Origin of the sequence: Rhizobium aethiopicum (assembly GCF_900094625.1) — a bacterium.
Classification (GTDB): Bacteria; Pseudomonadota; Alphaproteobacteria; order Rhizobiales; family Rhizobiaceae; genus Rhizobium; species Rhizobium aethiopicum.
Map to the genome: position 1 here is coordinate 186,833 of NZ_FMAJ01000005.1, position 22,077 is coordinate 208,909.

Sequence of the window (22,077 nt, forward strand, 5' to 3'; positions counted from 1 at the left end):
GTTCCATGGCCTACCAATCTGTCCACCCTATGTCGCCGCCCGAAATCGTCGTCGCTGCGGTTCCCGAAGATGAACGGATCTGGGTTCCCCAGGCCCCCGATGTCTGGTTCCGCCCCCTGATGCTGAACACGCTGCAGGGCGGGTGGTGCAATCTCCTGCGGGTGCGGCGCGCGGGCATTCTCAGCCGTCATCGGCACCCCGGACCAGTCCACGGCTATGTCATCAAGGGCCGCTGGCGCTACCTCGAACATGATTGGATCGCCACCGAAGGATCCTACGTCTTCGAACCGCCGGGCGAGACCCATACGCTGACCGTGCCTGACGATGTCGAGGAGATGATCACCTTCTTCAACATTTCAGGCTGCATGTATTATGTCGATGAAAACGGCGAGCACACCGGCTTCGAGGACGTCTTCACCAAGATCGACATGTGCGCCGCCCATTATCAAAAGGTCGGCCTCGGCGCCGATTTCGTGAACCAGTTCGTCCGATAGCGTGATGAGCCGATCGGCATCCTTCCGGCGGGCGGGATGACATCCTCACCACCCGCCGCCGAAACGTTATTGCTACTCCTTCACCGCGCCTGTCATCGAAGACACGTAATAGTCGACGAAGAAGGAATAGAGGATGACCACAGGCAGCGAGCCGAACAGTGCCCCCGCCATCAGCGATCCCCATTCGAAGACGTCACCGCGCACCAGTTCGGTGAGGACGCCGACCGGTATGGTCTTGTTCTCCGAGGACTGAATGAATGTCAGCGCGTAGATGAACTCGTTCCACGAGAGCGTGAAGGCGAAGATGCCGGCCGAGATCAGGCCTGGTACCGCAAGCGGCAGAATGATCTTGACGAGGATCTGCCAGCGGTTGGCGCCGTCAACCAGCGCGCTTTCCTCGAGCTCGAACGGGATCGAGCGGAAATAGCCCATCAGCAGCCAGGTGCAGAAGGGAATGAGGAAGGTCGGATAGGTGAAGATCAGCGCCAGGCGCGAGTCGTAGATGCCGAGCTTGAAGACGATGAAAGCAAGCGGGATGAACAGGATCGACGGCGGAATGAGATAGGCGAGAAAGATGACGAGGCCGATCTGCCGCGAGCCGGTGAAACGCACCCGCTCGATCGCATAGGCGCCGAACACCGAGGCCACCAGCGACAGCGCCGTCGACCCCACGGCCACCAGCATCGTGTTCCACAGCCAGCCGGGATAGGATGTTTCGAGGAACAGGTATTGGATGTGGTCGAGCGTCGGGCCGACCACCCAGAAGGGGCTGTAGTTGTTGTAGTCCGTCAGCTGCTCGTTCGGCTTCACGGCGGTGATCGCCATCCAGTAAAAGGGAAAGAGCAGCACGAAAACGAAGACCGCCATCGGCAGGTAAAGCATCACTACGCGCCGCGGCAGGCGGTTCAGATAGCTCATGCCCTCGGCATTGTCGGTCAGGACCTCATCGGCCGTTTTGAGATTGGTCGACATTGTTTCCTCCTTAATCCTGGCCGCCCTGCTGCCATTTGCGGCGTTGCAGACCGAAGAAGCTGAACATGATGGCTCCGAGCAGGAAGGGCACCATGGCGACGGCGATGGCCGCGCCCTCGCCGAGCTGCCCGCCCGGAATACCGCGCTGGAAGGAGAGTGTGGCCATCAGATGGGTGGCGTTGACCGGCCCGCCCTTGGTCAGCACGTAGATCAGCTGGAAATCCGTGAAGGTGAAGAGCACCGAGAAGGTCATGACGACGGCGATGATCGGCGTCAGCATCGGCAGTGTGACATAGCGGAAACGCTGCCAGCTCGTCGCACCGTCGAGCGAGGCTGCCTCCTGCAGCGAGGCCGGAATGGTCTGCAGACCGGCGAGCAGGGAGATCGCCACAAAGGGGATGCCGCGCCAGACATTGGCGACGATGACCGATATGCGTGCATTCGTGGGATCACCGAGGAAGTTGATCGGCGCGTCGATCAGCCCAAGCTTCATCAGCGACCACGAGACGATCGAGAACTGGGAATCGTAGATCCACCAGAAGGCCAGCGCCGAAAGAACCGTCGGAACCACCCAGGGCAACAGCACAATCGCCCGGAAGAAGGATTTGAACGGAAGATGCTGGTTCAGGAGCAGCGCCAGCCAGAGGCCGAGCGCGAATTTCAGCGCCGAGGCGATGACTGTGTAAAGGATGGTGTTGAAGACCGACAGCCAGAAAACCGCGTCGTCTGCCAGGAACTGGTAGTTCTCCAGGCCTATGAAGATGCCGTCCCGGCCGATCCGCGTGTCGGTAAAACCAAGCCAGACGCCAAGCCCCAGGGGATAGGTGAGAAAGCAGACGAGGAACACGGCAGCCGGCAGCATGAAGAGGAAGCCGAGCACGTTGTTGTTCTGCATCAGCGAGGGGCCGCGCGTATCCCCTGATTTCAAGGTCGACATTGCTTGTCTCCAGATTGCATTCAGTCCTGATGCATGTCGCCTGGAAGTGTGCAGCGGTTCCGGGACAACGACATGCATGAAAACAAGGAACTAAAGCGCGGCATGGATCAAATCTGATGTGACGCGCTTTAGAGGCTCGCGGCATGCCCGGATATCGGGCATGCCGCATGTCCCGGCTCCGGATCAGACGCGGTAGTAGCGGTTCGCCCGGCGTTCGGCTTCCTTCATCGCGTCCTCGGGCGACTTCTGGCCGGTGACGGCGGCGGCATACATGTCGACCAGCACGTAGTCGGCCATGGTTGCCGCCGAGGCGTAGCCGAGCGGGCCGGCATAGCCGTTCGGGCGCAGCCTTTCCGAGGCGCGCGCATAGGGCGCGTGAACCGGATCGGCGGTCCAGACCGGGTTCTTGGCGAAGGCCTTGAGGGGCTGGCAGCAATAGGCGCTGGAGCCCTGGATCCAGGCATTCATCTGATCGGCTTCCATCATGAACTTGATGTAGGCCTTGGCCGCTTCCGGATATTTGCTGTGCTTGAAGAGCAGCAGCGAGCTCGTCTGGAAAAGCTCGACGCTCTTGCCGACCGGTCCGATCGGGAAGTTCGTCGTGCGCATGTCCTTGGCGATGTCGGCGAGCTTCGGGTCGTTCTTCGCGGTGTAGTAGACCGAAACCCCGTTGGCGATCAGCGATACCTGGCCAGCGAGGAAGGCGCGGTTGTTGTTGACGTCCTGCCAGCTTTCCGTGCCCGGAATGAAGGTTGCATAGAGCTCCTTGGCGTAGTTGATCGAGGCGAGCGTTTCCGGGCTGTTGATCGTGACCGTGCCGCTTTCATCGACCATTTTGCCGCCATGGCTCCAGAGCAGCCAATGGGCATAGTTGTTGCCGTCGCCGACGGCCTTGCCGTGCGGGAAGCCGGCGGGCGTGCCCTTTGCCTTCATCGCCTTGCAAAGCTCGAGGAAGCCTGCGGTATCGTTCGGGAATTCGTTGAAGCCGGCCGCCTTCACATGGCTGTCGCGATAGACGACGGCATTGCCGATCGCCGTCAGCGGCATGGCGATGAAGGTGTCGCCACGCGTGGCATAACCCTTTACGCCGTCGTACCAGCCCTCGTACTTGTTGCCGAGATAGTTGCCAAGTTCGGTGAGATCGACCAGCTTTTCCGGATATTGATGCGCGTCGTCGAACCAGCACATGATGAGGTCCGGGCCGGAGCCGACATTGGCGGCAACCGCTGCCTTCGGACGGATGTCCTCCCAGCTCTCCTTGTCGATGCGCACTTCCACACCGGTCGCTTCCGTGAACTTCTTGGTATTGGCGATCCAGGCATCCTCGTCGCCCTTCACGAAAGGCGTCCAGCGCAGCAGCCGCAGGCTCGCGCCGCTTTCCGGCGTATAGGTCGGTTCGGCCTGGGCCAGGGATGGCTTGATGCCGAGGCCGGCGACACCGGCAACGGCTGCCGATGCAGCAAGAAATTCACGTCTCTTGATCGTCATGAGATTCCTCCTCATAGAAACAGCGGGAGCAATTCTCCGGCATTCACCTCCCGCTTGGTGAACGGCGGTCTGGCATCCCGGCGGCGCAAGCTCCCAGGGAGGCTTGTGCCCCCCGTGGGTCGAATGCTTGCGCTCCGGCGGAACGGGAGACTCCTCCTCTCCGGTCATCCCGCCGGATGGCGTCAGTCGGTCAATCGCATGCCGCCTTCGGCGTCGAAGAGATGGACATGCTTGGCGTCGATCGCGACCCGGATGGCTTCGCCCGGGCGGGCATTGACTCGCTCTCGGAAGACGCAGCTGACATCGCTGCCGCCGAGGCGGACAGTCAGATGGGTCTCATAACCGGTCGGCTCGATCACCACGATCTCGGCCGGCAGGCCGTTGGGATCGAGCGAGATATATTCGGGGCGCAATCCGTAGACGAGGTCGCGGCCGACCGCACTCGCCGGTGGATTTGAGACGGGCAGCCGCGTGCCGTTGGCGGCGACGAACTGGCCGGGGTTTTCCGGATCGAGCCTGCCGTGGATCATGTTCATCGCCGGCGAGCCGATGAAACCGCCGACGAAGAGATTGGCAGGGCGGTCGTAAAGCTCGAGCGGTGTGCCGATCTGCTCGACGATGCCGTCATGCATGACGACGATCTTGTCGGCCATCGTCATCGCCTCGATCTGGTCATGGGTGACGTAGACGGTCGTCGTCCCCAGGCGCTGGTGCAGTTCCTTGATCTCGGCACGCATGGCGACGCGCAGCTTCGCATCGAGGTTGGACAGCGGCTCGTCGAACAGGAATACCTCGGGATTGCGCACGATGGCCCGACCCATGGCGACGCGCTGGCGCTGGCCGCCGGAAAGCTGGCGCGGATAACGATCGAGCAACTTGTCGAGGCCGAGAATGCCGGCGGCATATTTCACCCGCTTTTCGGCTTCTGCCTTCGGTGCCTTGTTGAGCATGAGCGAGAAGCCCATGTTCTGCTCCACCGTCATATGCGGGTAGAGGGCATAATTCTGGAACACCATCGCAATGTCGCGGTCCTTAGGCGGCAGCGTATTGACGACACGCCCGCCGATCTTGATTTCGCCGCCAGAAATGTTCTCGAGCCCCGCCAGCATCCTCAGAAGCGTGGACTTGCCGCAGCCCGAGGGGCCGACGAGAATGACGAATTCGCCGTCGGCGATATCGATGTCCACTCCCTTGATGACAGGATGCGCACCGAATGATTTCCGGACATCCGCGAATTGAACGTTTGCCATACTCCCTCCTCCCAGATCATGAGCACTGCATATATGTCGTTTTCAGCCGGCGGCAGCCCGCCTCCTCACCCTCGCCCGACGAAGGGCATTTTCGTCGCCATGACAGTCATGGTCAGCACGTTGGCGCTGAGCGGCAGGCCGGCCATGTAGACGACCGCGTCGGCAATATGGGCCGGGTCGATCGTCGCCTCCGCCGCGATGCTGCCGTTGGCCTGCAGCACGCCGGCAGCGATCCTCGTCGTCATGTCGCTTGCGGCATTGCCGATATCGATCTGGCCGCAGGCGATGTCGAATTCGCGCCCGTCGAGGGCGGTGGATTTCGTCAGCCCTGTTATGGCGTGCTTGGTCGCCGTATAGGGCGCCGAATTCGGGCGCGGCGTGGTGGCCGAGACCGAGCCGTTGTTGATGATGCGGCCGCCCCGCGGGTTCTGGCTCTTCATCAGACGGAAGGCCTGCTGGGTGCAGAGGAAGGCGCCGGTTAGATTGGCGGCGACGATGGCGCTCCACTGCTCGAAGGAAACCTCTTCGAGCGGCACCCCCGGAACCGTGACGCCGGCGTTGTTGACCAAGAGGTCGAGCCGTCCGTATTTTTCCGCGATTGAATCGAACAGAGCCCGCACCGAAGCGGGATCGCCGACATCGGCGGGAACCGCGAAAAACTCAGCCTGCGTTTCACTGCCAAGCTCGCTCGCTGCCCTTTCAAGCACATCGGCCCGCCGTCCTGAAATGACCACCCTGTAACCGGCGGCGCCAAGTCCGCGTGATATGGCACGCCCGACGCCGGTGCCGCCGCCGGTAACAAGCGCTATCCTTGCTTCTCCGCTCACCGACATGCTCATGGAATTCTCCCGCCGAGTTCATCCTCGATATGCACCTGCAGAATCTCGTCGAAACTTGTCTCCGCCTTGAAGCCCAGGGAAGATGCTCTCTCGGCATCAAACTGGGTCGGCCAGCCGGCGACAATGCGTTCGATCACCGGATCGGGCACGCGCTTGATGAGGGCGACCGCCTTGTCGCCGGCCACGCGGCGCAAGGCTTCGATCTCTTCGGAGACCAGTGCGGAGAGGCCCGGCATGGTGAGGTTGCGCCGCGCGCCGATCCTTGCCGTATCGATCGTCGCCGCATGGACGAAGAAGCCGACGGCCGCGCGCGGGCTTGCAAACCAGTGCCGCACACTGTCGCTGACGGGCAAGATGGCTTCCTTGCCGGCCAGCGGCTCACGCAGGATGTTGGAGAAGAAACCGGAGGCCGCCTTGTTCGGCGCGCCGGGGCGCACGCAGATCGTCGGCAGCCTGATGCCGATGCCGTCGAAGATGCCGCGGCGCGAATAGTCGGCGAGCAGCAGTTCGGCGATTGCCTTCTGCGTGCCGTAGCTCGTCAGCGGCGTGGTGAAGAATTCGTCCGGAATGACCTCCGGAAACGGCGTGCCAAAGACGGCGATCGAGGAGGCAAAGACGACGCGCGGCACATAGGCGCTCTTCAGGCCGAGCTGACGGATCGCATCGAACAGGGCGCGCGTGCCGTCGAGATTGACGGCGTAACCCTTATCGAAATCCGCCTCAGCCTCGCCGGAGACGATGGCGGCAAGATGGAAGATCAGTTCCGGCCGGCTTTCGACCAGCCTGTCGGCCGCGCCAGTGGCAGCCAGGTCGACCGTCAGTGCCGTGGAGACGTGCCGCAGCGCTTCCGGCAACGGCGGCTGAAAGGCGTCCACCAGCGTCAGCCGGGTGACGGGCCGGCCGAACGCGAGCGGCTCGCGCGCAATCCTGTCAACCAACTTGCGGCCGACCATACCGGCCGCGCCTATAATCATCACATGCATATCGGCTCTTCCTCCTGTCGGCCGGTGTCTTCGGTCAAGAACGCGCTGCTCGTCCTATTGTCCTTGCGGATGCTAGCCCGGCCCGGCGATCTGGAACCGCCCGCTCCGAATATGCCGGATGGAATTCAGACAGGTTTGCAACCTGTGGGTCAAGTCACCTTTCCTGATCCGCCGATGATAGGGTCGAACACTTTCGGGTGGAGGCTGCTCCGAAGCCTTGCCCACGCCCGTTACTTCCGGTCCGATGATCATGGCCCTTGCCTGTCTCCCGCATGGCTTTTTCTCCCGATGTCGAATGCTGTTATCGATACCGGTATCGGTAACAACGCCTATTTTAGCCCTTTATGTCAAGTAGGGAGTGTTTTCCTTTTTTGAAAAAGAGCCTATGAATCTGACGTTGCCCGCTGGCGGGACAGTTCGACTATGGGGTCCGGTGCGATGCGTAAATCCACACTGGAAGAGGTTGCGGCTGCGGCCGGCGTCAGCAAGATGACGGCATCGCGCGCTCTTCGCGGCGCCGCCGACGTCTCCAAGGAGACTCGCGAAAAAGTGCTTCAGCAGGCCGAGCGCTTGAGCTATGTCGGCAATCGGCTGGCGCTCTCACTGTCGTCGCAGCGCACCAACCTCGTCGCCGTCGTCGTTCCCAGCATGTCCAATATCGTTTTTCCCGAAATGCTCGCCGGCATTTCCGCCGGGCTGCGAGGATCCGGAATGCAGGCGGTGTTCGGCATCTCCGATTACGATATGGCGAAGGAACGCGAGATCATCCGCGACATGCTCTCCTGGCGGCCCGCCGCCATCATCGTGACCGGTCTCGATCAGCCGGCAGAAACGGTCAGGATGCTGCAGAATGCGGCCATCCCCGTGATCCAGCTGATGGACCTCGACGGCACGCCCGTCGATTTCAACGTCGGCCTCTCGCATGGCAAGGCCGGAGAAGAGATGGCAAAAGCGCTATTGGCCGCCGGCCGGCGGCGGTTCGGCTATATCGGCAGCGCGATCGATAGGGATCTGCGGGCCGGCAAGCGGAAAGCCGGCTTCCAGAAGATCCTGCGCGAGAGCGGTCTTTCTTTCGTCGACGAGCGGTTCAACGCCGCCTATTCCTCGGTGGCGCACGGCAAGCGGCTGTCGATGTCGATGCTTGCGGCGACCAGGGATCTGGATTGCATCTATTATTCCAATGACGACATGGCGACGGGCGGCGTCTTTGCCTGTCTGGAGCTCGGCATTGCCAGCCCTGCGGAAATCCTCATTGCCGGATTCAACGGACTGGATGTCGCCAGCGCCCTGCCCGTCAGGATCGCGACCTCGATTTCGCCACGGCGTCAGATGGGCGAGGTCGCCGCCGCGCTTCTGCTCGCTGCCAGCAACGGAGACGGAAGCCAGATATCCGAAAAAATTATTGCCTTCACTCCCGAGATCACCGGCGTCGATTGATTTCTCCCAGTTACTGGTCTCGATCGAGCTGTTTTAAGAGATCGGCAAGCATTGCGAGCTGGCCCTTGAGGATCTTGACCTCAGCCTCTGCGGTAGGAAACCATCCGGCACGGTCGACTTCGGGAAAACTTTGGATGCGGCCCGATCTCGGTGGCCATTCGATCTGAAACCTTGAACTTCGCACCGTCTCGACATCAAGCGCTGCGTCCGCCTCCACCGACCAGACGACCACCACTTTTCCGCCTGGTTGGCGATATTCTCCAAGCCGGGCGAAGGTTCCTCGAATTTCGTATCCGAGTTCCTCCTGCGCCTCCCGGATCGCTGCCGACCGTTCGTCTTCACCGGCTTCGATCAATCCTTTCGGGATCGACCAGGCGCCCTCGTCTTTCTTCGCCCAGAACGGACCGCCGGGATGGACGAGCAGGACCTCCAGCCTCGTCTCGCATAGACGGTAGATGAGGAGCCCGGCGCTACGGACAGGCATCGGCAGCTCCCGGGCTGATCATGGTCTCCTCCTCGACGACAACTTTCCGCGCGGTGGCGCGTTAGGGGTGACAGTCCCACAGACGCGGAGAATACCATGCCCAAAGGATTTCGTTTCGACCTGCTTGCCAAGAGCGGCTATGTGGCGCGCGGCGCCGTGTTCCTCCTCGTGGCGGGCCTCGCCCTCTTCTCCGGCGTCGCCGGGGGAAAGCCGGAAACGAAGTCAGCACTTTCGACGCTTCTCGAACAGCCCTTCGGCCGCGTCTGGGTTGGGCTCATCGGCATTGGACTTCTTGGTTTCGTCGGCTGGCGACTGGCACAGTCCTTGGCGGACAGCGACGGCCATGGCAGCGACACCAAGGCCATCGCCACCCGCACAGTTCTCTTCGGCAGCGCCGTCGTCTACCTCGGGCTTGCCGGATACGCGCTGGGACACGCACTCTTCAGCGGCGGCGGAAACCAAGGATCGGCTGAGAAGGGCTTGGCTGAATGGATCATGTCGCAGCCGTTCGGCGCCTATCTTGCCGTAGCCGTCGGCCTCGGCTTCATCATTGGTGGGGTCGTGACGGCAGCAAAGGGTATCACCAAGAAATTCGAGCGCTATCTCAGGCTCGCCGACGCCAGCGGCGTCGTGACCACGGTCTGCGTCTACGGTCTTGTCGCGCGCGGCGTCGTCTTCGTGATCACCGGAATCTTCTTCGCCTATGCGGGTTTTCGCGTTGACCCTGAGCAGGCGGGCAGCATGGCGGACGCGCTTGAGTGGGTGAGACGGCTTCCCTTCGGCTCGATCCTCTATGTCGCCGTCGCGATCGGACTGGCGGCCTTCGGGATCTATAACCTTGTCGAGGCGCGCTATCGCGTCGTGCGCAGCCCCTCCCTGGACGACGTGAAACACTCGATTCCGACACCTGGCCATTAGCCAACACATCGGCTTTCCAACCGGGCGGGCTGCGCCATCTCTGTCAGATGATCTATTTCACCGGCGATACCCACTTTGCAGATCCTCGCGTCCTTCGCATCGACCGACGCCCCTTTCCTGACATGACCTCCCACGACGTGACGCTGATCCGGAACTGGAACGAGATTGTTGATGCGCAGGACGACATCTGGCATCTCGGCGACTTCATGTCTTTCCGCGGCGGGGACTGTGACCAGCTCCTTTCGATGCTGAACGGGCGAAAGCACCTCATCATCGGCAATAATGACCCTCCGACGACGACAGAGGCGACGGGGTGGGCGAGCGTCCAGCACTATAGCGAGATGACGCTGGACGATCATCTGCTGATCCTGTGCCACTATCCGTTTCGCACATGGAATAAGATGGGCAAGAAATCGATCAATCTGCACGGACACTCCCATGGGCGCCTGAAGCCCCTGCCCCGCCAGTTCGATGTCGGCGTCGATGCCCAGGGCCTCAGGCCCGTATCGCTGGAATCCATATTGTCAACGAAGCGAGGGCCGTGATCCCGCGCGATCGGGAACATTCCATATGGGCGGGAACCGGCGCCGCCCGGCGAGGTTGGGCAGTGTTTTCTCAACCAAAGGAACTTTCTGATGTTCATGCGCGTCGATCAATTGCAGGCGGAATTGCCCGCGCCAAAGGCGGCTGACCCAAATGCCGCTGCAGCCCTCCAGGAGCTGCTGGGCGGCAAATATGGCGAGATGTCCACTCTCGGCAACTACATGTTTCAAAGTTTCAACTTCCGCTCCAAATCCAAGCTCCGGCCGTTCTACAGTCTGGTCGCCAGCATCACCGCGGAAGAGCTCGGCCATGTCGAGCTGGTCAGCAACGGCGTCGCCATGCTTGCCAACGGCCCTGATATGCCCGACGGCGACGCAGGCGATGGCGGCGACATTTCCGGCGCGCCCTTCGAGGACATGAAGGACATCCGCCTTGCCGCGAGCTTCCTGTCCGGCGGCGGCGGGGCAATGCCGGTCAACAGCAACGGCGCCTCGTGGAACAACGACTTCATCACCACGACGGGCAATATCGTCTTCGACCTGCTGCACAATTTCCATCTGGAGTGCGGCGCCAGGCTTCATAAGCTCAGGGTCTACGAGACGGTCACGGACCCGACGGGGCGCGAAGTCTGCGGCTATCTGCTTGTCCGCGGCTCCGTGCATGCGCACGCCTATGCGCTTGCGCTGAAGAAGATCACCGGCGTCGAGATCGAGAAATTTCTCCCCTGCCCCAATATCCCACTCGCCAACATCCCGGAGGCGCAGAAATATCTCGACGAAGGATCGCATCGCCGCCTCTACACCTGGAGCCCAAACGATTACAAGGAAATCGCCGGCATCTGGAGCAATGACGAGGTCGCGCTGCCGGACGATCCGCCGGGCGAGCTCGAAGTCATCGAGGGCATGCCGGAAGGCGGTAAGATCCACCAGCTTGTCGGTGTTCCCTCCGCCTTCACTCCGGACTATGCGCCGGAAGAGATGTTCGAGATCGCCCAGAAGCTCTATAACAAATCCCGGTAGGCAGACGGCTGGCAGCTAATGCCATTCGATGTGAACAAACGGTTTGAGGCCGACCCGGTGTCGGCCTCTTCTTTCGTCGGGGTGAGAAGTTCGATCGCGTGGCTGGGGAAAATGCATGAAAAGGACGGAGCGGCAGAAGGAGATGACGGCCTGGTTCTCGTCGCTGGTGCCTGTCCAGCCGATCGAGATGATCGGCCTGTGGCAAGGTGCAGGCATCCCGTCGGACCACCCGCTCGACGGCGTCCTCGAGAACCTTGGCTGGTTCGGCAAGCGCTTTCACCCCGATATGCGCGCGGATGCCCTCCTCTTTCAGTGGCGGTCCGGCCGTCTGGTAGCCATCGAACCCGGTATTTTTCCGATCAGCCTGGCGATAAGGGTGGCGCCGTTTGGGCGCACTCGGATCGCGCGGAACTGGTTCTCCTATTTGCAAAAGGCACTCCGGGCGCGCGGGACGACTGCGTCGCTGAAGCTTCAGACCTTCGAGAACGTTGCCACTGCCGCAATGATCTACGACCGGCAGCCGATCGCCGACTACTTCCGCAGGACGGGAGACGACGAGGTAGCCGGTATGATGTGCGTCGACGGGGATGCACGTCGTTATTTCTTCAAGCTGCGCAGGATCGACGTCGCCTCACAGCGACCGGGCGGCAACTGAGGAAGTCAGCTCCTCCATGTCCAAGGGTGCTGCGCCCCGGCGTCGTGGAACAATCTGCCGCTCTCGCCTGTTGTTAGGGCACGCAACCGCGGGGGGATTTCATGCGTGCTGTTCTGATCGCAACTCTGTTCCTGCTTCCTAGCTTGCCGGCGAAGGCGACGGCGTCGGAGTCGGGATTTTTACAGTCCTTAGCAGGTGACTGGAGCGGAACCGGGATGGTGCTCACCAAGATAGGCGGCACGAATCTCAAAGTCTCCTGCACGCTGCGATCCGATGCGGGCGCCACTGCTGTCTCGATGAACGGTAAGTGTCGGGGCCTTGCGGTTTTCACCAGAACCTTCTCGGCGACCGTAAAGGCCGCCGGCGCTCGTTATACCGGCAATTATGTCGGTCCGTCAGGGCTGCCGTCGAAGCTTGCAGGGACGAGGAAAGGCGCCGCCCTCAACCTGCGTGTGACCTGGGCGCGGCTGGTCAACGGCGATCGGGATGCGATTTTGCTGATCGAGAAAGTCGGGGAGAACAGGCTTCGACTGCAGACCGTCGACCAGGACCCGGCTTCCGGCCAGCCGGTCGTGACCAGTCGCATCGATTTGCAGCGGCCCTCCATGGCGGAAAGATAGCGCCGGGCCGCTGCCTCAGCGGAGGCGGCGGCGCGATCGCTGCCTTCAGTGCTTTTTGGCGTGATGATCGCCGCGATCGCCTTCTCCGGGTTTCGCATCATGTTTTGCCTGGCGCCGCTTGTCCACCGAGAGCGAGCGACTGACGTCGGCTGACTCGGTGAAGCGGCCCTGATCGTCGCGGCGGACGTAGCGCTTGTCGGTGCCTGTATCGATGAGTTCGCGTTTGGACATGGTGGTCTCCTGATGTTGGAGCAGGGAAAACGCACGAGATTCCAAAAGGATGCATTGTCCGGCGTCATTTCAGACGCGCAGCCTGTGCAGCGGACGCAGCCTACGCGGCCATCCTGACGAGCGCGTCGGAAAGCTGTCGGGTATCGTAAGGCTTGGAGAAGAAAAGGCCGCGCTCGGGCAAAGCACCCGCGTCCGGCTGTTTCATGCCGGACACGATGATGATTTCCACGGGCGGCCAGCGATCACGGACGGCCCTTGCGAGCATCAAACCGTCCATGCTCCCAGGCATGTCGATGTCCGTAAACAGGATCCGGATGCCGGGCACTCTTTCGAACAGCATCAGCGCCTCGTCCGCATTGCGTGCCTCGAGCGCTTCAAAGCCAACCTGCTCGACGATGCCTACCGCCATCATCAGCAGCAGAGCTTCGTCCTCGACCACGACCACCTTGGTTTTCATGTTGCGCTCGTATGCTTTACATCCCGGCTTAGAGGGTCAACTTCGCCTTCGACAACCGGTTCCCCGATCGAAAAGATAACTTGGAAGACTAGGCCTTCTGCCCGGTAATCGGCGCGCGACCGCGCTTGCGCCTTCGACGGAAAGGCACGTTCTATAAGCACGGAGCCAAAGCCCTTTTTCGCGGGCATCGAGACGGGCGGCCCGCCCGCTTCCGTCCACAGGAGATGGACGCGGCCATCACCGTGCTTCCACTCGATGCTGACTGTCCCATTTTCGCTTCCGAGGCTTCCATACTTGGTTGCATTGGTCGCCAGCTCATGAATGACGAGCGAGAGCGGCAAGGCGGTGTCTGCGGGAAGAACCAGGTCCGGGCCATCGAGACGAATGCGATCGGCCTGCGAGGCGACATGCGCGCGCAGGGCTGCGAAGACGATGTCGCGGATGGGCGAAGCCGACCCCTCCCGCGACAGGATGAGGTCATAGGTGCCGGCGAGGGCTGCGAGCCTTTCGACGAAGGAGCCGTATTTCTCTGGATCGGAGCGCGAGAAGGTTTGCCGGGCGATCGCCTGCACGAGCGCAAAGCCATTCTTGACGCGATGTGCCAACTCCCGGACGAGAAGGCTCCGTTCTTCCTCCGCCTCCTGGCTTTGGCGTCTGCGCTCTTCGAGTTCGTTGAGCAGCCGATCGAAGGTCGCGCCGACGAGTCCCAGCTCGTCCGGTCCAGTCATGCCGGTTCGCGCCGTCGTCTGGCCGCGGCGCCACTTCTCCATCACATCCGCGATCCTGGAGATCGGCACCAGGATGAAACGGTTGCCGATAAAGATCGCGGCGACAAAGGCGAAAAGCGCACCGCCGATGATGGCGAGCGTGTTCATCAACGTCGCCCGGTCGATTGGCGCGAAGGCTTCCGGTTTCGAGAAGCCCGCGCTGACATAGAGGGGGCTGGAAGGCAAGGCTATTGGCCGATAACCCAGGATGTGCTCCGTTCCGTCCCGGCTGGTGACCTCCGTCACGTCGGGCTGTTCGGCGTGGATCAGCCGCCGGAATTCCTCGGGCACGACACTGCCCACGAATTGTTCGGGAGACGGAACATGTGCGACGATGGTTCCCTTGCCGTCGGCGATGGTCACCGCATTGCCGGGAGCAACGCCGCGCTCGGTGATGCGGTTCTGCAGCCAGTCCAGCCGGATCCCGCTGATAATGACGGCCTTGACCGTATCGCCGTCCATCAGGGGCGTCGCAAGCGGCAGCACCGGCCGATCGGAGAGGCGGCTCTGCGTGTAGGTGCCGACGGAGAAGTCTTTCGTCTCCAGAGTCTGCCTGAAGTAATCGCGATCGGAAAAGCCCACGCCCTCGGGAAAAGCCATGCTGCCGCAGATGGGACGCCCATCGAGCCCGGCGACGAAGATGGTGCGGATGTTCGGAATATTTTCGGCAACCGACTTCAGGGCGTCATCGCAAGCCTCGACGTCGAGGTGCCTGACGGAAGGCATGGCAGACACCGAGACAAGAAGGGCATGCAGGCCTTCGATGATCCGTTCGACTTCCGACGATGCTTGCCTCGCTGCCTGTGCCGCGGAGGTGCGCACTTCCTCGTTGCGCTGACGGCGGAGCGCGACCTCGTTGTAGAAGAGCATCGCAACCACCGGCGCCAGCGCCGCGACCGCAACCGCAACCAGCTTGAGTCTCATCCTCTCCCCTCTCGTAAAGGGGTTGGTAGCATGATCGAGACGATCTGGCCCAGACCACGCGCGGAATCTTGTTTACAAAATATCAACATACGAATCCCGATGCCTGCGCGTAAACCTTGCCGAGCTTTGCATCGCGGCTAGATAAGCCAAGGATGAGTGATGCCAAAAGCACTTCCTCCGAAACATCTTCAGCCGGGTCTTTCCCGCCGCGGCCGCTGACTGGCGCAATCGCGGATGAGGTCGAACGTCTTTTATCGGGCCGGACCCGCGATATCAGCCTAAAGGGCGAACTGCTCCGCCGGTTTGAAGAAAGGGTATGGCGTCAGACCGCGAAAGTCATCCGTTCCTGGATGATCTGGGTGGCATTTGTCGATGTTCTGACGCTGGCGCTGAACGCCCTCCTGCTTCCCCCGCAAGTGGTCCTGTCGATGATCGTCCCCGCCTGCCTTTTGCCGCCGGCGGCGATTTTGACCGCGGTCGTTTGGAACAAACCGCGTTCGGCAACAGCTCAGCGGGCAGCGCTGCTTGTTGGCATGTGCCTCATTCTCCTTTCGGTCGCGCTTGTCGGGGTTTTTGCCGGCGGCGAATATTACGAGCGGCATCTAAGCATCATGCTGTTCGTCGCCACCAGCGCAATCACCATCTTCAGCGTGCCGTTGGCCTGGACGATGGCGATCGCCTGTTATGCCCTTTGCCTGTATTTTATCCTTCAATGGCACAACCCGATGCTGGACGCAGGCAGCGTTGTCGCCGCGACCCTGTTCTTCTCCTGCGGGATCATCGCGACCGTGGTTGCCAGGCGAACGATGAACATCCTGGCGCAGAAGACATTTCTGCTGGACTGCAGGGATCAGCGCCGTGTCGCCGAGCTTGCGGACGCCAATGCCCGCTTGGAGCGGCTGGCCAGAACCGACCCGCTGACGGGCATTGCCAACCGCCGTTGGATGATGGAAACCCTGGAAGGTCTCTGGCGCAATGGCCGTGGAACCGGGGTCGTCGCAGCCGTTCTGATGTGCGACATCGATCATTTCAAGGCGTTGAACGATCGCCTCGGGCATAGCGAAGGCGATCGCTGCCTCGTCAAGGTTGCGGGCATTATCCAGAGCTGCGTGCGCGCCGACCGCGATCTCGTCTCACGACATGGCGGCGAAGAGTTTCTCATCGTTCTGCCGGATGTCGACGAAGAAGAGGCCGTCGCGGTCGCCAAGCGAATCCGCGAAAGCGTGGAAGCCGCCGCCCTGCCGAACCCATCCTCCGGCGTCGGCCCCTCGGTGACGCTGAGTGTCGGCGTGGCGTTTAAATCGGCTGTGGACACGGACGTTTCGTTGGCCACTCTCCAGCATGAAGCCGACATGGCGCTTTATCACGCCAAGGAAGCGGGCCGCAACCAGGTCTCAGTCTTTCATCGCCCGCCTGCTGCCACCGAGCAGGTCGCCGCGCGGCGCCAGGGGTAGCAATAGCAGATCGATCAGCGCTGTTTCTCCCGAACGATCATCCAGCCCGCCACCAACATGATCGCGCCCCACGCCAAAAAACCGATATCCCAGTAGAGCCACGCCGAACGGTCGACCGTTTCATTCACGTGATGGATGCCGAGCAGCTGATGATCGACAAGTCCCTCGACCAGGTTGAACAGGCCGAAGCCGATGAACATCGTGCCGACCAACTCCCTCGTCGACCAGCGGAAATGCGGGCGGCGTGCGTGGCGCCAGAGAATAGACAGGCCGGCAAGGAAAAACAGGTAGGTGGCGGAGTGGAAAACCCCATCCCAGAAGGTGTTGGACTGAAGGTTCTCGATTGAATCGGCCGGATACCACCCGCTGAACATGTGATGCCACTGCAGAAGCTGGTGGAAGACAATGCCGTCAAAGAAACCGCCGAGCCCGAGGCCAAACAGGACGCCCGACGATCGCGGGAAGGTCCGGTCTATGCCGGCGCGGGTGGTTGAGCTCATCGGATTATCAGGATCAATGCCATCACGATGGCGGAGACAAAGCCGGCTGCGCTTAGGCCCAACGTCAGATACTCGGCCGTTTTTTGCCCGTGACGGCCAAGCTCCACGTTTCCAAGCACGGCCGCGAGGCCTCCAGCTATCCAGCTCGCTAACGTCAATATGCCGAGGAGAAAGGCCCAGTGCGTTGCTGTGTCCATCGTTTTGCTCTCGTTAAGGCTACTTTCCCCGAAAGGGGAACGCTTTGCGCGTGTCTTTCCGTAACACCACAGCCGCCATTTTGTTTCCGTGCGGTGTCGCACTCCGCTCTGAAGCCTCTTCGCGGCGTCGTGACATGGGGTCACTTTCTTCAGCAAGCTTGCTTGTTATTGTCTGCTTTTTGTCTCCAAAAAGAACTATAGAGCGGATGTGCATGGGCACTGAGATCGCGGGTCTGGATCGCAAGGGCAGTCTCGCGCTCGCCTTGCGCAGACGAATCCTGACAATGGAATTGCCTCCCGGAGCGGTGCTTGATCGGCATTGAAATCAGCAATGCGGCCATCCGCCGCGCCGGCCGCCTGCATGACGTCAAGTTCGCCCATCGCATTCCTGATCTTGCCGATGTCGGCATGCAATACCGCTGGCGCGGGGCGATGGGCGCTGACGCACAATCATGTGCCGGCCTTCGGAGAAATTGAGCGCGGTGTTTTAGCCGCCTGCGGCTGCAATGGGCTCGGTGCATCCAACGCGGCTGCCGCCGACATCGCCCCGGCCGAATGCGTGCCGGGGCGCGATACCGAACTCGGCCGCGGACGACGATCGGGGCGAAGATCCATCTCGCCTACGCGAATGGCGTGCAGGAACGGAGTGATGGCGTGCCGGCGCCACGCGTCTAAAACGTAAGCTGCACCTTACAGGCAGCCGTGCGGTCGCCGGCGAGTGTGAAGGCCGCGTTCGCCTCTTCCAGTGGCAGGCTGTGGCTGATGATCGGCCGGACATCGATCTTGCGGCTTGAGATCAGCTCGACCGCTGTGGCGAATTCCTCGTGGAAGCGCTGCGTGCCGTGGATATGCAACTCCTTGCCGACGATGGCGTTGAGCGGGATCGGGATTTCGCCCGTCACGCCGACCTGGACGATCGTGCCGCGCGGCCGGATCGCGGCAATCGCGCTGCGGATCGCGGGGGCTGCGGCCGAGCATTCGAAGACGAGATTAAAATAGCCTTTTCCTGCCTCGAATTCGGCAAGCGCTGCCGCATCCCGGGAAACATTGATCGTGCGTGTGGCGCCCACCGCCTTCGCCCTTGCGAGCGCCGCATCGGCAAGATCGGTCACGACGATCTCGGCAGCATCATGATAACGGGCGGCGGCAACCATCAGGCAGCCGATTGGGCCGGCGCCAGTGACGAGGACGCGTTTGCCCGAGATCTCCCCGGCTCGTGATGCCGCATGCAGGCAGACGGAGAGCGGCTCGCTGCAGGCCGCTTCCGCAGCCGTCGTCGCCGCTCCCACTTCAAAACATTGCCTGGCCGGCACGACCAGCCACTCCCGGAACATGCCCTGCTCATGCGGCAGGCGCATCGCGCTGCCCATGAAGCGCATGTCGAGGCAGTGGATCGGCAGACCCGTGGCGCAATATTCGCAATGGCCGCAGGGCTGGCTCGGATTGACCGCGACCAGCGTGCCGGCTGTGAGGTCGACCGCCTCGCCCGCCTGGCTGACAATGCCCGAGGCCTCGTGGCCCGGTATGATCGGCTCGCGTACCCTGACCGGCCCAAAACCGCCATCCTGATAATAATGCAGGTCGGAGCCGCAGATGCCTGCAGCCGCCATTTTGAGAAGCACCTCGCCCGGACCGGGAGCGGGAACGCTGTCGTTTTCGACCCTGAGATCGCCCTTCTGGTAAAGCCGCGCCAGACGCGTCTGCATCGTGTTCTCCTATCTCAAGAGCCCGACCTGCTCCGGCAGCCACAGCGATATGGCCGGCACGAAAGTGATCAGGATCAGCGCCAGGAAGAGCGGCAGCAGCCAGGGCAGGATCGCCATGGTCGTGCGTTCGACCGAGAGTTTCGCGACCCGCGACAGCACGAAGAGCACCATGCCGAGCGGCGGATGCAACAGACCGATCATCAGGTTCAGCGTCATGATGAGGCCGAATTGAACCGGGTCGATGCCGAACCTCGCCACGATTGGCAGAAGGATCGGCACGAGGATGGTGATCGCGGCGATCGTATCCAGGAAGCAGCCGACGAAGAGCATCAAGAGGTTCACCAGGATCAGGAAGACCCATTTATTGTCGGTGATCGATAGGATCGCATCGGAGAGCAGCTGCGCGGCTTGGCTCACCGTCAGCAGCCATGCGAAGACGGACGCCGCCGTGACGATGAAGAGCACCGACGCCGTCGTCTCGATCGTATCGAAGCTTGCCTTGGCGAGCGTCGACAGCGTCATCGTGCGGTAGCGCACGAGGCCGAGGAACAGCGACCAGAGGACGGCGGCAACGGCTGCTTCGGTCGGCGTGAACCAGCCCATCGTCATGCCGCCGATCAGGATGACCGGAGTCATTAGCGCCATGACGGCGGAAAAGCTGAAATACCAGTCGAGCGCCAGAAGCACGAGAAGGGCGATGCCGGCCGCGGCGTTCATCGAGACGCCGGCGCGCATCATCAGATAGATCGCCACGGGCACCATCAGGACGACGATGATTTCCATGCCCGCCGACAGCAGCTGACGCACGTCGAAGGGCGCATCGGAGCCCCAGCGCTTCTTGTAGGCGAAGGTGGCGACGGTGATCATCATCAGGAGCGTCATGACGACGCCCGGCACGATGCCGGCCATGAAGAGAGCGCCGATCGAGACATTTGCCATCATGCCGTAAATCACGAAAGGCAGGGACGGCGGGAAGATCGGCCCGAGTGTCGCCGAGGCCGCCGTCACCCCGACCGCCGCCTCGACCGGATAGCCGTGATCCTTCATCGCCTTGATCTCGATCGTGCCGATGCCGGCGGCATCGGCAAGTGCGGTGCCGGACATACCGGAGAAGATGACCGAGCCGATAATGTTGACCTGCGCGAGACCGCCCTTCATCCAACCGACGAGAGCGACCGCGAATGCATAGATGCGACCGGTGACGCCGGCGGAATTCATCAGGTTGCCGGCCAGGATGAAGAAGGGCACGGCGAGCAGCGGGAAGCTTTCGACGCCGGCGATCATGCGCTGGGCGACGATGATGTCGGGCGCGACGCCGTAAAGGACGATATAAAGCACGGATGCGACGGCCATCGAGATGGCGACGGGCACGCCGACCAGCATCAGAACCAGAAACGAGCCAAGAAGCAGCAGCATCGGATCACCCTTCCACGGTCTGGAATTCTTCCGGCCGTTCCAGAACGGAATAGCCGCGGCGCATATTGGCGATGAAGACGATGACCGCGCGGATCAGCATCAGCACAAAGGCGATGAGAACGGAGTAGAAGACGATGTTGCGCGGCAGCTCGACGGTGACCATCTGCTCGTCGGCGACGATTTCGACGTAGCGCCACATCAGATAGCAGCCATAGGCGAAGAAGCCGATGCGGACGATATCGACGAAGGTGGCGAGCACGCGCGCCAGCCCCGCCGGCATATAGTGATAGAAGACATCCACCTGGATATGCCGCGAGGTGCGCACGCACATGGCGGAACCGAGGAAGACCACGCCGATCAGGCAGTTGATGGCGATCTCCTCCGTCCAGGCATAGCTGTCGTTCAGCACATAACGCGTGAAGAACTGCAGGAAGACGCAGCCGGCCATCAGCCAGAAGACGATCAGCGTGATCCAGTCCTCGACGGCATAATCCGCGACTTTGGCCGTCGGCGCATGCCCTTCGAATTCGTGACCGATTTCCTCGGCCGTGATTGGCGTGTGAATTTCTTGCGACATGATCGGCCTTGTTCCGGTTGGGAGAAGGAGGGCGCGGCGCGGGCGCGCTGCCCCTCACCCTAGCCCTCTCCCCGTTCTGACGGGGAAAGGGGACGTGCCCCGCGAGAGGTTGGCGGTGGATGGAGAGATCGCCGCTTGTCCCTTCTCCCCACAGGCGGGGAGAAGGTGGCGGCAGCCGGATGAGGGGCATACCGGCGACGCCTGGCAATGCCCCGGTGGCTCTTACTGGATCGCCCGGATCGCTTCCCAGTCGGACTTCTCGTAGCCGAAATCTTCGAACTTCACCTTTTCCATCACGTTCTTCTCGAAGTCGGCTTTGTCGACCTCCGTGACGTTGAGGCCCTTCTCCTTGAAGGTCGCAACGAGGCTGTTCTCCTTGCCGGCGATCGTCTTGGTCGTGCGCTCGGCGGCCTCCTGCATGACCTCGCCGAAGATTTTCTTGTCCTCGTCGGAGAGGCTTGCCCACCGCGTCTTGGAGATCACGGTGTTCAGATGATCGACGATGTGGCCGGTGAGGATGATGTTCTTCTGAACTTCGAAGAATTTCTTTGCCTCGATCGTCGTCAGCGGATTTTCCTGCGCCTCGACCGTGCCGTTCTGCAAGGCGAGATAGACCTCGGCGAAAGCGATCGGCGTCGTGTTGGCGCCGCAGGCGCGCGGCATGGCGAGGTAGGCCGGCACGTCGGGCACGCGGATCTTCAGGCCCTGCATGTCGGCGCATTTGGCGATCGGCTTGTTCGAGGTCGTATGGCGCGTGCCGTAATAGCTGACGGCGGTGATGTGGTTGCCGGTCTTGTCCTCATAGCCCTTGGCGAGACGCTTGAAGACATCGCTCTTCGTATAGGCGATCAGATGATCGGGATTACGGAAGATATAGGGAAAGTAGGTGACACCGATCGGCTTGTAATCACGGGCCGCAAAGCTCGATCCCGAGATGATGATGTCGACCGTGCCGAGCTTGAGGCCCTGGTTGATGTCGGCCTCCTTGCCAAGCTGCGAGGCGGGATAGACCTCGATCTTGTAGCGCCCGTCGGTGCGCTTGGCGATCTCCTCCGCGGCCCAGACGGAATCCGTGTGGAAGGGTTCCGAAGTTTCATAGACGTGCGCCCATTTCAATACGGTCTCAGCATGCGCGACCGCCGTCGTCGCCATGAGCGCGGCTGCGGTGCAAAGTATCGTTGCCAGTCTCATCTTCATTGCTCTCTCCTC

At 61.6% G+C, this 22,077-nt stretch carries 24 protein-coding genes and 2 pseudogenes; 10 read left to right on the forward strand and 16 right to left on the reverse strand.

What is annotated here, in order from left to right; genetic code table 11:
* The first annotated feature begins 5 nt into the window (after nt 1-5).
* Nucleotides 6-494: a 2,4'-dihydroxyacetophenone dioxygenase family protein gene (locus tag GA0061105_RS12990; RefSeq protein ID WP_245304316.1), complete on the forward strand. Its 489-nt coding sequence runs from the start codon at nt 6-8 to the stop codon at nt 492-494.
* Between the two features lie 72 nt (nt 495-566).
* Here the strand turns inward: GA0061105_RS12990 and GA0061105_RS12995 are convergent, their stop codons facing one another.
* From GA0061105_RS12995 to denD, 6 genes are all read right to left on the reverse strand, one after another.
* On the reverse strand, nt 567-1,466 hold the full coding sequence (locus GA0061105_RS12995; RefSeq protein ID WP_092750526.1) for a carbohydrate ABC transporter permease: 900 nt from the start codon (nt 1,464-1,466) through the stop codon (nt 567-569).
* A 10-nt stretch (nt 1,467-1,476) separates the two neighbouring features.
* Nucleotides 1,477-2,403, reverse strand: coding sequence for a carbohydrate ABC transporter permease (locus GA0061105_RS13000; protein WP_064692825.1), 927 nt, complete (start codon nt 2,401-2,403; stop codon nt 1,477-1,479).
* 183 nt (nt 2,404-2,586) lie between these two features.
* Entirely contained in the window at nt 2,587-3,891 is a 1,305-nt protein-coding gene (locus GA0061105_RS13005) for an ABC transporter substrate-binding protein (RefSeq protein ID WP_064692824.1), read from the reverse strand.
* 182 nt (nt 3,892-4,073) lie between these two features.
* Nucleotides 4,074-5,141 carry an ABC transporter ATP-binding protein gene (locus GA0061105_RS13010; protein WP_064692823.1) on the reverse strand — a complete coding sequence of 356 codons (1,068 nt, stop codon included), beginning with the start codon at nt 5,139-5,141 and terminating at the stop codon, nt 4,074-4,076.
* Nucleotides 5,142-5,206: 65 nt separating this feature from the next.
* The gene (locus GA0061105_RS13015; protein ID WP_092750528.1) at nt 5,207-5,980 is read right to left on the reverse strand and encodes an SDR family oxidoreductase; all 774 of its coding nucleotides are present in this window, start codon (nt 5,978-5,980) and stop codon (nt 5,207-5,209) included.
* Nucleotides 5,977-6,963 (reverse strand): D-erythronate dehydrogenase, encoded by a 987-nt coding sequence (gene denD / locus GA0061105_RS13020; protein ID WP_092750530.1) that lies wholly within the window; start codon nt 6,961-6,963, stop codon nt 5,977-5,979. Before denD ends, GA0061105_RS13015 begins: the two co-directional genes overlap by 4 nt.
* A gap of 438 nt (nt 6,964-7,401) precedes the next feature.
* Here denD and GA0061105_RS13025 point away from each other — a divergent pair, with 438 nt between their 5' ends.
* Entirely contained in the window at nt 7,402-8,400 is a 999-nt protein-coding gene (locus GA0061105_RS13025) for a LacI family DNA-binding transcriptional regulator (protein ID WP_082928941.1), read from the forward strand.
* 10 nt (nt 8,401-8,410) lie between these two features.
* Here the strand turns inward: GA0061105_RS13025 and GA0061105_RS13030 are convergent, their stop codons facing one another.
* On the reverse strand, nt 8,411-8,884 hold the full coding sequence (locus GA0061105_RS13030) for an NUDIX hydrolase (protein WP_092750532.1): 474 nt from the start codon (nt 8,882-8,884) through the stop codon (nt 8,411-8,413).
* A gap of 96 nt (nt 8,885-8,980) precedes the next feature.
* Between GA0061105_RS13030 and GA0061105_RS13035 the strand changes: the two genes are divergently transcribed.
* The 5 genes from GA0061105_RS13035 to GA0061105_RS13055 all read left to right on the forward strand — a co-directional run bounded on the left by GA0061105_RS13035 (nt 8,981) and on the right by GA0061105_RS13055 (nt 12,639).
* Nucleotides 8,981-9,802: a DUF1206 domain-containing protein gene (locus GA0061105_RS13035; RefSeq protein ID WP_092750534.1), complete on the forward strand. Its 822-nt coding sequence runs from the start codon at nt 8,981-8,983 to the stop codon at nt 9,800-9,802.
* 47 nt (nt 9,803-9,849) lie between these two features.
* Nucleotides 9,850-10,347 (forward strand): metallophosphoesterase family protein, encoded by a 498-nt coding sequence (locus tag GA0061105_RS13040; RefSeq protein ID WP_064692818.1) that lies wholly within the window; start codon nt 9,850-9,852, stop codon nt 10,345-10,347.
* A 90-nt stretch (nt 10,348-10,437) separates the two neighbouring features.
* The gene (locus tag GA0061105_RS13045; protein WP_064692817.1) at nt 10,438-11,364 is read left to right on the forward strand and encodes a manganese catalase family protein; all 927 of its coding nucleotides are present in this window, start codon (nt 10,438-10,440) and stop codon (nt 11,362-11,364) included.
* Nucleotides 11,365-11,479: 115 nt separating this feature from the next.
* Nucleotides 11,480-12,019: a GXWXG domain-containing protein gene (locus tag GA0061105_RS13050; RefSeq protein WP_064692816.1), complete on the forward strand. Its 540-nt coding sequence runs from the start codon at nt 11,480-11,482 to the stop codon at nt 12,017-12,019.
* 101 nt (nt 12,020-12,120) lie between these two features.
* The gene (locus GA0061105_RS13055) at nt 12,121-12,639 is read left to right on the forward strand and encodes a hypothetical protein (RefSeq protein WP_064692815.1); all 519 of its coding nucleotides are present in this window, start codon (nt 12,121-12,123) and stop codon (nt 12,637-12,639) included.
* Between the two features lie 45 nt (nt 12,640-12,684).
* Here GA0061105_RS13055 and GA0061105_RS13060 read toward each other — a convergent pair whose 3' ends face one another.
* From GA0061105_RS13060 to GA0061105_RS13070, 3 genes are all read right to left on the reverse strand, one after another.
* The gene (locus tag GA0061105_RS13060; protein WP_064692814.1) at nt 12,685-12,870 is read right to left on the reverse strand and encodes a hypothetical protein; all 186 of its coding nucleotides are present in this window, start codon (nt 12,868-12,870) and stop codon (nt 12,685-12,687) included.
* Between the two features lie 100 nt (nt 12,871-12,970).
* Nucleotides 12,971-13,327 carry a response regulator gene (locus GA0061105_RS13065; RefSeq protein WP_064692813.1) on the reverse strand — a complete coding sequence of 119 codons (357 nt, stop codon included), beginning with the start codon at nt 13,325-13,327 and terminating at the stop codon, nt 12,971-12,973.
* On the reverse strand, nt 13,324-15,018 hold the full coding sequence (locus GA0061105_RS13070) for a sensor histidine kinase (RefSeq protein WP_092750536.1): 1,695 nt from the start codon (nt 15,016-15,018) through the stop codon (nt 13,324-13,326). The genes GA0061105_RS13065 and GA0061105_RS13070 overlap by 4 nt, the downstream gene beginning before the upstream one ends.
* A gap of 152 nt (nt 15,019-15,170) precedes the next feature.
* Here GA0061105_RS13070 and GA0061105_RS13075 point away from each other — a divergent pair, with 152 nt between their 5' ends.
* Nucleotides 15,171-16,472 carry a GGDEF domain-containing protein gene (locus tag GA0061105_RS13075; RefSeq protein WP_092750538.1) on the forward strand — a complete coding sequence of 434 codons (1,302 nt, stop codon included), beginning with the start codon at nt 15,171-15,173 and terminating at the stop codon, nt 16,470-16,472.
* 14 nt (nt 16,473-16,486) lie between these two features.
* Here the strand turns inward: GA0061105_RS13075 and GA0061105_RS13080 are convergent, their stop codons facing one another.
* Together GA0061105_RS13080 and GA0061105_RS13085 are read right to left on the reverse strand one after the other, a co-directional pair.
* Nucleotides 16,487-16,972: a DUF2243 domain-containing protein gene (locus GA0061105_RS13080; protein WP_092750540.1), complete on the reverse strand. Its 486-nt coding sequence runs from the start codon at nt 16,970-16,972 to the stop codon at nt 16,487-16,489.
* Entirely contained in the window at nt 16,969-17,169 is a 201-nt protein-coding gene (locus GA0061105_RS13085; protein ID WP_064692809.1) for a hypothetical protein, read from the reverse strand. Before GA0061105_RS13085 ends, GA0061105_RS13080 begins: the two co-directional genes overlap by 4 nt.
* A gap of 212 nt (nt 17,170-17,381) precedes the next feature.
* Here GA0061105_RS13085 and GA0061105_RS33890 point away from each other — a divergent pair.
* A pseudogene (locus tag GA0061105_RS33890) lies at nt 17,382-17,483 on the forward strand (GntR family transcriptional regulator); the annotation flags it as partial.
* A 1-nt stretch (nt 17,484) separates the two neighbouring features.
* A pseudogene (locus tag GA0061105_RS13090) lies at nt 17,485-17,819 on the forward strand (FAD-dependent oxidoreductase); the annotation flags it as partial.
* 21 nt (nt 17,820-17,840) lie between these two features.
* Here GA0061105_RS13090 and GA0061105_RS13095 read toward each other — a convergent pair.
* The 4 genes from GA0061105_RS13095 to GA0061105_RS13110 form a co-directional block, all read right to left on the reverse strand.
* The gene (locus GA0061105_RS13095) at nt 17,841-18,875 is read right to left on the reverse strand and encodes an L-idonate 5-dehydrogenase (protein ID WP_092750542.1); all 1,035 of its coding nucleotides are present in this window, start codon (nt 18,873-18,875) and stop codon (nt 17,841-17,843) included.
* Nucleotides 18,876-18,884: 9 nt separating this feature from the next.
* Nucleotides 18,885-20,291, reverse strand: coding sequence for a TRAP transporter large permease (locus GA0061105_RS13100; protein WP_092750544.1), 1,407 nt, complete (start codon nt 20,289-20,291; stop codon nt 18,885-18,887).
* Between the two features lie 4 nt (nt 20,292-20,295).
* On the reverse strand, nt 20,296-20,868 hold the full coding sequence (locus tag GA0061105_RS13105; protein ID WP_064692805.1) for a TRAP transporter small permease: 573 nt from the start codon (nt 20,866-20,868) through the stop codon (nt 20,296-20,298).
* 222 nt (nt 20,869-21,090) lie between these two features.
* Nucleotides 21,091-22,065, reverse strand: a complete 975-nt coding sequence (locus GA0061105_RS13110) for a sialic acid TRAP transporter substrate-binding protein SiaP (RefSeq protein ID WP_092750546.1) — start codon at nt 22,063-22,065, stop codon at nt 21,091-21,093.
* Between the last annotated feature and the right edge of the window lie 12 nt (nt 22,066-22,077).

Bases quoted from the DNA above. Each gene is read 5' to 3' on its own strand.
- GA0061105_RS13045 (WP_064692817.1), top strand. From the start codon at position 10,438: ATGTTCATGCGCGTCGATCAATTGCAGGCGGAATTGCCCGCGCCAAAG.
- GA0061105_RS13050 (WP_064692816.1), top strand. From the start codon at position 11,480: ATGAAAAGGACGGAGCGGCAGAAGGAGATGACGGCCTGGTTCTCGTCG.
- GA0061105_RS12990 (WP_245304316.1), top strand. From the start codon at position 6: ATGGCCTACCAATCTGTCCACCCTATGTCGCCGCCCGAAATCGTCGTC.
- GA0061105_RS13060 (WP_064692814.1), bottom strand. From the start codon at position 12,870: ATGTCCAAACGCGAACTCATCGATACAGGCACCGACAAGCGCTACGTC.
- GA0061105_RS13005 (WP_064692824.1), bottom strand. From the start codon at position 3,891: ATGACGATCAAGAGACGTGAATTTCTTGCTGCATCGGCAGCCGTTGCC.
- GA0061105_RS13030 (WP_092750532.1), bottom strand. From the start codon at position 8,884: ATGCCTGTCCGTAGCGCCGGGCTCCTCATCTACCGTCTATGCGAGACG.
- GA0061105_RS13105 (WP_064692805.1), bottom strand. From the start codon at position 20,868: ATGTCGCAAGAAATTCACACGCCAATCACGGCCGAGGAAATCGGTCAC.
- GA0061105_RS13010 (WP_064692823.1), bottom strand. From the start codon at position 5,141: ATGGCAAACGTTCAATTCGCGGATGTCCGGAAATCATTCGGTGCGCAT.
- GA0061105_RS13040 (WP_064692818.1), top strand. From the start codon at position 9,850: ATGATCTATTTCACCGGCGATACCCACTTTGCAGATCCTCGCGTCCTT.
- GA0061105_RS13080 (WP_092750540.1), bottom strand. From the start codon at position 16,972: ATGAGCTCAACCACCCGCGCCGGCATAGACCGGACCTTCCCGCGATCG.
- GA0061105_RS13025 (WP_082928941.1), top strand. From the start codon at position 7,402: ATGCGTAAATCCACACTGGAAGAGGTTGCGGCTGCGGCCGGCGTCAGC.
- GA0061105_RS13000 (WP_064692825.1), bottom strand. From the start codon at position 2,403: ATGTCGACCTTGAAATCAGGGGATACGCGCGGCCCCTCGCTGATGCAG.
- GA0061105_RS13065 (WP_064692813.1), bottom strand. From the start codon at position 13,327: ATGAAAACCAAGGTGGTCGTGGTCGAGGACGAAGCTCTGCTGCTGATG.
- GA0061105_RS13035 (WP_092750534.1), top strand. From the start codon at position 8,981: ATGCCCAAAGGATTTCGTTTCGACCTGCTTGCCAAGAGCGGCTATGTG.
- GA0061105_RS13100 (WP_092750544.1), bottom strand. From the start codon at position 20,291: ATGCTGCTGCTTCTTGGCTCGTTTCTGGTTCTGATGCTGGTCGGCGTG.
- denD (WP_092750530.1), bottom strand. From the start codon at position 6,963: ATGCATGTGATGATTATAGGCGCGGCCGGTATGGTCGGCCGCAAGTTG.
- GA0061105_RS13110 (WP_092750546.1), bottom strand. From the start codon at position 22,065: ATGAAGATGAGACTGGCAACGATACTTTGCACCGCAGCCGCGCTCATG.
- GA0061105_RS13075 (WP_092750538.1), top strand. From the start codon at position 15,171: ATGAGTGATGCCAAAAGCACTTCCTCCGAAACATCTTCAGCCGGGTCT.
- GA0061105_RS13095 (WP_092750542.1), bottom strand. From the start codon at position 18,875: ATGCAGACGCGTCTGGCGCGGCTTTACCAGAAGGGCGATCTCAGGGTC.
- GA0061105_RS13055 (WP_064692815.1), top strand. From the start codon at position 12,121: ATGCGTGCTGTTCTGATCGCAACTCTGTTCCTGCTTCCTAGCTTGCCG.
- GA0061105_RS13085 (WP_064692809.1), bottom strand. From the start codon at position 17,169: ATGGACACAGCAACGCACTGGGCCTTTCTCCTCGGCATATTGACGTTA.
- GA0061105_RS13015 (WP_092750528.1), bottom strand. From the start codon at position 5,980: ATGAGCATGTCGGTGAGCGGAGAAGCAAGGATAGCGCTTGTTACCGGC.
- GA0061105_RS13070 (WP_092750536.1), bottom strand. From the start codon at position 15,018: ATGAGACTCAAGCTGGTTGCGGTTGCGGTCGCGGCGCTGGCGCCGGTG.
- GA0061105_RS12995 (WP_092750526.1), bottom strand. From the start codon at position 1,466: ATGTCGACCAATCTCAAAACGGCCGATGAGGTCCTGACCGACAATGCC.